The following is an 8,982-nucleotide window of genomic DNA, read 5'->3' on the forward strand; positions in this document are numbered from 1 at the left end:
CGCGGCGGCCGGCTCAGCGCGTGAGCGCGGCGCGGGCCGCGCGCTTCGACGCCTTCGCCCACACCCGGGGCAGCTCGCGCTCGCAGGCGCGGGCGCGCTCCTCCTCCCCCGCGTACAGCAGGCCCCAGGTGAAACCGGCCTCGCCGGCGGCCTGGGCCTGTACGGCGATGGCGCGGACGGTGTCGCGGGCCACGACGGCGTCCTGGTGCTCCCCGAGCAGCTGCTGCACCTTCTTGATGCGCCGCGCGAACCGCTTCGCCGGCCGCCCGACGCCCGGCACGGCGGCCTCCGCCGCGTACCGCACCCGCTTGGCGGCCTTGCGGGCGCTGTGCAGCGCGAGGTCGCGCTCCTCGCCGGGCGGCAGCGCGAGCGCGTGCTCGATCCGGCCCGAGAGCCTCGCGTACTCCTTCAGGACGGCCCTGGACAGGGTGGCGCGCGGCGCGGCCGCCGCGGCCCTGCGCAGCGGCGGATCCGCGAGCAGGGCCTCCAGCGAGCGCAGCAGCGCGAGGTGGCACTCGCCGTCGAGCGTGGCGAGGCTGCGGTCGTGGGAGCGCGTGCCGCTCGTGGTCGTCCACAGGCGCAGCCGGGCCTCCACCGGGCCGAGCAGCAGGGCGGCGGGCACGGCGCCGACGCGTTCGCGCAGATGCGCGGCGAGCACCTCGTTGTCGCGCTCGGCGCCGAGCTCGGCGCCGAGCCTGCGCAGCTCCTCGCCGACCGGGTCGGTGACGGAGCGGTCCAGGACCGAACGGTAGCTGCGCAGCGCCGAGCGCAGCCGGCGGGCCGCCACCCGCATCTGGTGCACGGAGTCCGGCAGGCCGCGGCGCACGGCGGGATCGAGCGCGGCGACCGCCTCGGCCTGCTCGCGCAGGTACGCCAGCAGGTACTCCCCCGCGGAGCCCTTCTTCGCCCGTGGGGGACGCGCGGGCTCCGGCCGGGGCGAGGGCCCCGGGCCGGTCTCCGCGAGCGCGCGCGCCAGCTTGGAGCCGGTGGGCGCGGGCCGCAGGCCGGCCTTGCGCAGCTTGCGCTCCACCGCGTCCAGGACGGCGGGGTCGGCGCCCGGGGCCAGCTCCGCCTCGACCTCGCTCCACGCGGCGGCCCGCCCGGCGGGGCCCTCCAGGCGCTCGGCGCGTACGGCGTCGACCGCCATCTCGACCAGCTCGGTACCGTCCGTGCCGAGCAGCCGGGTGATCGAGCGCGAGGTGACCAGGCGGACGACCGGTACGACGTCGGCGCCCAGCGTGCGCGAGCGCACCAGCCGGGCCAGCTCGGCCGGGAGCCGCTCCGAGAGCGGCGCGTGCAGCTCGTCGCGGACGCCCGCGGCGACCGGGAACTTCAGGTGCCAGCCCTCGTCGTGGCCCCCCTCGCGGCGGCGGAGGGTGACGTGCGCGGCGGCGAGCCGCAGGTCGGGGGTGTCGTGGTACACGGCGTCGAGTTCGACGGTGCCCTCGGCGCGCACCGCGCCGACGCCCGCCGCACCCGACAGATCGGGCAGGACGGGAGGGCCGTCCTGCGCGCCGCGGACGGGAAGCACGTACTTGCGTTCTACCTCGCGTGTGGTGTCCGCCATACATCGCGTGTAACCGGGAAGGGCCGCACCTAAGCGCCTGGTGCGCCGGTGCGGCCCTTCCGCGTGGTCATCGCGGGGCCGCGGGGCCCCTCGTCGCGGGCGTCATGCCCTTATCGGCCGCTGCACCCGGATGGACTGCAGCAACCCCACCGCTATCCACACGGCGAACATCGAGCTGCCGCCGTAGGAGACGAACGGGAGCGGCAGGCCGGCGACCGGCATGATGCCGAGCGTCATGCCGATGTTCTCGAACGCCTGGAACGCGAACCAGGCGATGATCCCGGCCGCGACGACCGTGCCGTACAGCTCGCTCGTCTCGCGGGCGATGCGGCAGGCGCGCCACAGCACGACGCCGAGCAGCAGCAGTATCAGGCCGGCACCGACGAAGCCGAGCTCCTCGCCGGCGACCGTGAAGACGAAGTCCGTCTGCTGCTCGGGGACGAACTGGCCGGTGGTCTGCGAGCCGTGGAAGAGGCCCTTGCCGAGCAGCCCGCCCGAGCCGATCGCGATGCGGGCCTGGTTGGTGTTGTAGCCGACGCCCGCCGGGTCGAGGTCCGGGTTGGCGAACGCGGCGAACCGGTTGATCTGGTACTGGTCCAGGATGCCGAGCGCGGTGATCGCCACCGCCCCGACGACGCCCGCCCCGATCAGCCCGAAGATCCACCGCTTGGGCGCGCCCGAGGCCAGCAGGCAGCCCAGCACGATGACGGCCATGACCATCACGGACCCGAGGTCCGGCATCAGCATGACGACGGCCATCGGCACGAGCGCCAGGCCCAGGGCCTTGGCGACGGTGCGGTGGTCGGGGTGCTCGGTGTCGCCGGCGTCGACCCGCGACGCGAGGATCATCGCCATCCCGAGCAGGATGGTGATCTTGGCGAACTCGGAGGGCTGGACCGAGAAGCCGCCGCCGATCACGATCCACGAGTGCGCGCCGTTGATGGTGGAGCCGAGGGGGGTCAGCACGGCCAGCATCAGCAGGATCGACAGGCCGTAGAGGATCGGCACCGCGCCGCGCAGGGTGCGGTGGCCGAGCCACATGACCGCGATCATCAGGCCGAGCCCGATGCCGGTGTTCATCAGGTGGCGGGCGAGGAAGAAGTACGGGTCGCCACCGTTGAGCGCGGTCCGGTTGCGCGTCGCGGAGTACACCAGCATGGAGCCGATGAGCGAGAGGAGGACCGCGGAGAGCAGCAGCGGCCAGTCCAGCTTGCGCAGGACGGAGTCGCGGGCCGCCAGCCGCGACCAGCCGGTGCGGCGGGGGCCGTACCCGGAGACCGAGAAACCACTGGTGCCGGCCATGGCTTCAGTCCCTCCGTGTCGTGGTCGCGGGCAGGCCCGCCGCCAGTTGCTGGTTGCCGCCGCCGGTGTCGCCGGTCGGCTGCGCCGGCGGCTGGGACGGGTTCGTGGTGGTGGTGCCGGGGCTCGACGACGCGTTCGGGTCGACGGGCTCCTTCTTCTTCGGCACCTTGTAGGGCTTGAGGACCGGGGCGTCGATCGAGCCGTCCGACTGGATCTTCGGCAGCGCGGTCACCGGCTTCGGCAGGATGCCGGCCTTCGGGTCGATCGAGCCGTCGGCCCCGATGCCGTACATGGCCTCGTAGATCTTGCGGACGGCGGGGCCGGCCGAGCCGGAGCCCGTACCGCCCTGCGAGATCGTCATGATCACCGCGTAGTCCTTGGTGTACGTCGCGAGCCAGCCGGTGGACTGCTTGCCGGCGACCTCGGCCGTGCCCGTCTTCGCGTGCAGGGCGATCTTGTCCTGCGGCCAGCCACCGAACTGCCAGGCGGCCGTGCCGCTCGTGACGACGCCTTCGAGCGCCTTGTTGATGTACGAGATCGTCTTCTTGGTGTCCGGCAGGTGCCCGCTGACCTTGGGCCGGATCGGCGAGACCTTCTTGCCGTCGGCGCTGACGACGGCCTTGCCGATGCTGGGCTGGTACATCGTGCCGCCGTTGGCGATCGCCGAGTACATGACGGCTTCCTGGATCGGGGTGAGCAGCGTGTCGCCCTGCCCGATCGCGTAGTTCAGCGAGTCACCGGGGCGGATCTGGTAGCCGTCCTTGCAGTTCTCGAACTCGATCTGCTGGACGTACGAGCCGTTCTTCTTGCCGTCCTTGCACCAGGCGACCTTGTTGGCGTCCCAGTAGTTCTGCTTCCACGTGCGGTCGGGGACGCGGCCGGTGACCTCGTTGGGCAGGTCGATGCCGGTCTTCTTGCCGAGGCCGAACGCGTGCGCGGTCTTGAAGAACCAGTCCTTCGGGTGCTTCGGGTTGATCCCGCCGTCCTTCTTCCACTGGTCGTAGGCCAGGTCGTAGAAGACGGTGTCGCAGGAGACCTCCAGCGCCTTGGCGATGGAGATGTCGCCGTAGTTCTCGCCCTCGAAGTTCTTGAACTCCCGGCCGCCGACGGTCATCGAGGACGTGCAGGGATAGCCGCCGTCCGGCTCGTACCCGGCGTTGATGGCGGCACTGGTGGAGATGACCTTGAACGTCGAGCCGGGCGCCGACTCGCCCTGCGTCGCCCGGTTCAGGAGCGGGTAGTTCGACTTCTTGTTCGTGAGGTTCGCGTACTCGGTGGACGAGATGCCGCCGGTCCACACGTTGGGGTTGTACGTGGGGTTGCTGGCCATCGCGATGACCCGGCCGGTGTGGACGTCCATGACGACGGCCGCGCCCGAGTCGGCCTTGAAGTTCTCGTGCGTGACGGGGTCGTACTGCTTGCGCAGGCCCTTCATCGCCGCGTCGAGTTCCTTCTCGGTGAGCGCCTGGACCCGCGAGTCGATGCTCGTGACCAGGTTGCTGCCGGCCTGCGCGGGAGTGGCGCCCGCCTTGCCGATGACGCGGCCCAGGTTGTCGACCTCGTAGCGGGTGACGCCCGACTTGCCGCGCAACTGCTGGTCGTACTGGCTCTCCAGGCCGGCCCGGCCCACGCTGTCGGAACGCAGCAGCGGGTTGTCCGTCTCCTCCGAGGCGGCGACCTCCTTGTCCGTGACCGGGCCGAGGTAGCCGAGGGCCTGGGCGGCGTTCACACCGACGGGGCCGGGGTAGCTGCGCACGGCCGTCGGCTCGGCGGTGATGCCGGGGAAGTCCTCGCGCCGCTCCATGATCTGCAGGGCCTGCTGGGTGGTGGCCTTGTCCGTGATCGGGATGGGCTGGTAGGGCGAGCCGTTCCAGCAGGGCTGGGGCGTCTTCGCGTCGCACAGCCGGACCTTGTCGACGGCGTCGGACGGGGCGATGCCGAGGACGCCGGCGAGCCGGCTGAGCACCGCGCGGCCGTCGTCGGGCTGCTTGAGCAGTTCGGTGCGGCTGGCGGACACCACGAGGCGGGTCTCGTTGTCGGCGAGGGGCACGCCCCGGTCGTCGACGATGGAACCGCGCACCGCGGGCTGCACGACCTGCTGCACGTGGTTGTTGTCGGCCTCCTGCGTGTACTGCTGGCCGTTGCGGATCTGCAGGTACCAAAGGCGCCCGCCGAGTGTGAGCAGGAGCGAGAAGACGAGGATCTGGATGACGATCACCCGGACCTTCACCCGAGGAGTCCTGCCGGTCTCGGGAATGTTGCTCACAGTCGCTTGACCCCCTTGATACGTCCCGCCTTGGCCGCGCGGTTGCGGGCGGCCCGTACGCGCAGTCCGCCGCGCTGCCCGCCGATCCTCAGCCCCGTGCCGGAGCCGATCCAGCTCGCGGCGACGTCGGCGCCGGCCCCCGCGCCGCCGCCCTTCTGCGACTCGGCGAGCGGATCGTTGTCCGCCTTCCGCGCCAGAGCCATGATCCACGGCACGGTGAACGGCGCGAGCAGCAGGTCGTAGACCGCGGAGGTGAACAGCAGCCCGCCGAGGCCGACGTGGCGGGCCGCGGTGTCGCCGACGAGCGCGCCGACGCCCGCGTACAGCAGCGTCGAGCCGAGGGCCGCGCAGACGACGGCGAGCATCGGCGCGAGCGCCGATCTCATCTGGCCCTTCTCCGGGCGCACGAGACCCGCCAGGTAGCCGATCACGCACAGCACGAGCGCGTAGCGCCCGGCCGCGTGGTCGGCGGGCGGAGCGAGGTCCGTCAGCAGGCCCGCGCCGAAGCCGATGAGCGCGCCGCCGATGTGCCCGTAGACGAACGCGAGGGCCAGCACGACGAGCAGCATCAGGTCGGGCACGGCGCCCGGCAGATGCAGTCTCGCCAGGACGGACACCTGGAGGACCAGGGCGACCACGACGAGCGCCGCCGAGAGCAGGATCCGGTTGATGCGCATGGAGCGGCTCTATTCCTAGTCTTCGGTGTTCCCGGCGTTGGCGTTTGCGTCGGCGTTCGCGTTCGGGTCGGGCAGCGCGCCGTCGTCGTCGGTGCTCCGGCCGTCGCCCTGGCCGGTGGCCTGGTCGTCCCCCGTGCCCTGTCCGTCGCCCGTGCCCTGTCCGTCGCCCTGGCCGGCGGCGCCGGACGGCGTGACCGTGACGGTGACCGTCGGGGTGGGCTTCGCGTGCGGCTTCGGCGGCAGGACCGTGTCCCGCGGGTTCTGGCGCGGCGCCTGGACGACGATGCCGACGACGTCGAGCTTGGTGAAGCCGACGAACGGCTGGACGTAGACCGTCCGCGTCAGATCGCCGCCCGACGGGTCGACACGGACGACCCGGCCCACCGGCACACCCGGCACGAACGGCTGGTCCTTGCTGGAGCCGAAGGTGACCAGCCGGTCGCCGACCTTGACCTTCGCCTTCGCGTTGAGCAGCTGGACGGAGATCGGCCGGTCGCCCTGGCCGGTGGCGAAGCCCAGCTCGTCGGAGTTCTCCATCCGCGTACCGACCGTGAAGTCCGGGTCGTTGGCGAGCAGGACCGTGGACGTGCTCGGGCCGACCGTGGTGACCCGGCCGACGAGGCCGTCGCCGTTGAGGACGGTCATGTCGCGCTTGATGCCGTCGCGGGAGCCGATGTCGAGGGTCACCGTCCAGGAGAAGCCCTGTGCCGCTCCTATGGCGACGACCTGAGCGCCCTTCACCCCGTACTGGCCGGCGCCCGCCACCTTCAGGATCTTGTCGAGCTCCTGGGCCTTGTTGCGGTTCTGGTCGTCGCTGCCGAGCTCGCGCCGCAGCTTCGCGTTCTCCTGCTGCAGGGCGGTGATGTGGTTGTGCCGGGTGTTCGAGTCCCGTACCGCACTTATGGCGTTGCCCACCGGATCGACCGCGCCCGCCACACCGTTCTCCACGGGGCCCAGGGCGGCGGCGGCCGCGTGGCGCGCCCCGTCCACCGGTGAGTTCTCTCCCCCGCGGATGTCGACGGTGATCAGGGCGAACGCGACGACAATCAGCAGCACCAGGAGCAGCCGGCTCTCCTTTGTGTCCCTCACGTGCGGCGGCCGTGCCTTCCTCGTAGGAATGTCTCTGCCTGTGTATCAACGACCCGCCGCACGGCGCGGCAGCGGCCGTGCGGCGGATTTCCGCTGAACTTCCGGTCACCGCCCGCGAGCGCGCGCCGGGACCGGCGGGCGGTCAGCGGCGCGGCTGGGCGTCCAGGACCTGCTGGAGGGCCTCGAACTCCTCGACACACTTGCCGGAACCGAGCGCCACCGAGTCCAGCGGGTTCTCCGCGATGTGGATCGGCATGCCGGTCTCGCGGCGCAGCCGTTCGTCCAGGCCGCGCAGCAGCGCGCCGCCGCCGGTGAGCACGATCCCGCGGTCCATCACGTCGCCGGAGAGCTCGGGCGGGCACTTGTCGAGCGTCGTCTTGACGGCGTCGACGATCGCGTTGACGGGCTCCTCGATGGCCTTGCGGACCTCGGCGGCGGAGATGACGACGGTCTTCGGGAGGCCGGAGACCAGGTCGCGGCCGCGGATCTCCGTGTGCTCGTCCTTCTCCAGGTCGTACGCGGACCCGATGGTGATCTTGATGCTCTCGGCGGTCCGCTCGCCGAGCAGGAGCGAGTACTCCTTCTTGATGTGCTGGATGATCGCGTTGTCGAGTTCGTCGCCGGCGACCCGGATGGACTGCGCGGTGACGATGCCGCCGAGGGAGATGACGGCGACCTCGGTGGTGCCGCCGCCGATGTCGACGACCATGTTGCCGGTGGCCTCGTGGACCGGCAGCCCGGAGCCGATGGCCGCGGCCATGGGCTCCTCGATGATGTGCACCTGGCGCGCGCCCGCCTGGGTGGACGCCTCGATGACGGCACGGCGCTCGACTCCGGTGATGCCGGAGGGCACGCAGATGACGACGCGGGGCCGGGCGAGGTAGCGGCGCTTGTGGATCTTCAGGATGAAGTACCTGAGCATGCGCTCGGTGATCTCGAAGTCCGCGATCACGCCGTCTTTCAGGGGCCGTACGGCAACGATGTTGCCGGGCGTGCGGCCGATCATCTTCTTCGCCTCGGCACCGACCGCGAGAATGCCGCCGGTGTTGGTGTTGATGGCGACGACGGACGGCTCGTTGAGTACGATCCCCCGGCCTCTGACGTACACCAGCGTGTTGGCGGTCCCGAGGTCGACAGCCATGTCACGGCCGATGAACGACATCTTGTTCCCCATGAGGATGCGTCTGGCCTTCCCAATCGAAGCTTGAGGGCTTTTCAGGACGGCGAGGTGGGTGGTGGAGCACGCGAAGCCGGAGGCTTGCTGGGCTTGAGCTCATCGTAGTGCCGTCAACCCCGGATCGGCGCGGTGGCCCACCTCGGTAAGGGTGACGATGTGTCTCGGCGATGCGTTCCCGGAAGCGGGCGAGACATTCCCTCGGGCGACCGAATTCCTCCGGTCGCCCCAGGCCGACAGGCTATTCGGCTGACAGCCGCTCAGGAAAGTCCGGGAAAGAAAATCTTCAGTTCCCGAATGGCGGACTCCTCGGAGTCCGAAGCATGGATCAGGTTTTCCCGGACAATGGTGCCGAAGTCCCCCCGGATGGAGCCGGGCGCCGCGGCGATCGGGTCGGTGGGACCGGCCAGCGCGCGCACACCCTCGATGACCCGCTCCCCCTCGACGACGAGCGCGACGACCGGACCCGAGGCCATGAACTCGACCAGCGGCTCGTAGAACGGCTTGCCCTTGTGCTCGCCGTAGTGCTGCTCCAGCGTCTCCTGGTCGAGGCTGCGCAGGTCCATGGCGGCGAGGCTCCAGCCGGCCTTGCGCTCGATCCGTCCGATGACCTCGCCGACGAGGTGGCGCCGTACGGCGTCCGGCTTGAGGAGGACGAGGGTGCGCTGGGTCGTCATGCTGCGGGCTCCTTGGATGGCGGGTGACACTGATGCAACGGTGCTGCGAGGCTACCGGTGCTGCTCGGACCGCTCACACTCGGCCGTGCGGGTGACCGTGCGGTGTCCGTACGGCGTACGGGCGGCATGCCGCGGGTACGGCGCGGAGCCCGGCACCGCACCCGCCGCGGGTGCGCTACTCGGATGCCGCGGCGCCACCGCCGCGCGCGCCGCTCGGCGCGGAGGCGCCG

Annotated in this window: 7 protein-coding genes; all 7 read right to left on the reverse strand. The window is 71.3% G+C overall.

Annotation, left to right across the window (positions count from 1 at the left end; translation table 11 throughout):
- Positions 1-13 precede the first annotated feature (13 nt).
- A complete protein-coding gene (locus L1885_RS17790) occupies positions 14-1,567 on the reverse strand; it encodes a CYTH and CHAD domain-containing protein (protein WP_235798117.1) in 1,554 nt (517 codons plus the stop codon).
- A 102-nt stretch (positions 1,568-1,669) separates the two neighbouring features.
- Positions 1,670-2,869: a rod shape-determining protein RodA gene (rodA, locus tag L1885_RS17795; RefSeq protein ID WP_235798118.1), complete on the reverse strand. Its 1,200-nt coding sequence runs from the start codon at positions 2,867-2,869 to the stop codon at positions 1,670-1,672.
- A gap of 4 nt (positions 2,870-2,873) precedes the next feature.
- Positions 2,874-5,135 (reverse strand): penicillin-binding protein 2, encoded by a 2,262-nt coding sequence (gene mrdA, locus L1885_RS17800; RefSeq protein WP_235798119.1) that lies wholly within the window; start codon positions 5,133-5,135, stop codon positions 2,874-2,876.
- Positions 5,132-5,812: a rod shape-determining protein MreD gene (gene mreD / locus L1885_RS17805; protein ID WP_235798120.1), complete on the reverse strand. Its 681-nt coding sequence runs from the start codon at positions 5,810-5,812 to the stop codon at positions 5,132-5,134. Before mreD ends, mrdA begins: the two co-directional genes overlap by 4 nt.
- Before the next feature lie 15 nt (positions 5,813-5,827).
- Positions 5,828-6,901, reverse strand: a complete 1,074-nt coding sequence (gene mreC, locus L1885_RS17810; protein WP_235798121.1) for a rod shape-determining protein MreC — start codon at positions 6,899-6,901, stop codon at positions 5,828-5,830.
- Between the two features lie 142 nt (positions 6,902-7,043).
- Entirely contained in the window at positions 7,044-8,063 is a 1,020-nt protein-coding gene (locus tag L1885_RS17815) for a rod shape-determining protein (protein WP_225013313.1), read from the reverse strand.
- 272 nt (positions 8,064-8,335) lie between these two features.
- Positions 8,336-8,752, reverse strand: coding sequence for a nucleoside-diphosphate kinase (ndk, locus tag L1885_RS17820; protein WP_235798122.1), 417 nt, complete (start codon positions 8,750-8,752; stop codon positions 8,336-8,338).
- Between the last annotated feature and the right edge of the window lie 230 nt (positions 8,753-8,982).

It is taken from the genome of Streptomyces fuscigenes (genome assembly GCF_021556455.1).
In the GTDB taxonomy this organism is placed as follows: domain Bacteria; phylum Actinomycetota; class Actinomycetes; order Streptomycetales; family Streptomycetaceae; genus Streptomyces; species Streptomyces fuscigenes.

What these genes read in the sequence shown, in the direction of transcription:
- L1885_RS17790 (WP_235798117.1), bottom strand. Translation starts at nt 1,567, where the DNA reads ATGGCGGACACCACACGCGAGGTAGAACGCAAGTACGTGCTTCCCGTC.
- rodA (WP_235798118.1), bottom strand. Translation starts at nt 2,869, where the DNA reads ATGGCCGGCACCAGTGGTTTCTCGGTCTCCGGGTACGGCCCCCGCCGC.
- mreD (WP_235798120.1), bottom strand. Translation starts at nt 5,812, where the DNA reads ATGCGCATCAACCGGATCCTGCTCTCGGCGGCGCTCGTCGTGGTCGCC.
- L1885_RS17815 (WP_225013313.1), bottom strand. Translation starts at nt 8,063, where the DNA reads ATGTCGTTCATCGGCCGTGACATGGCTGTCGACCTCGGGACCGCCAAC.
- ndk (WP_235798122.1), bottom strand. Translation starts at nt 8,752, where the DNA reads ATGACGACCCAGCGCACCCTCGTCCTCCTCAAGCCGGACGCCGTACGG.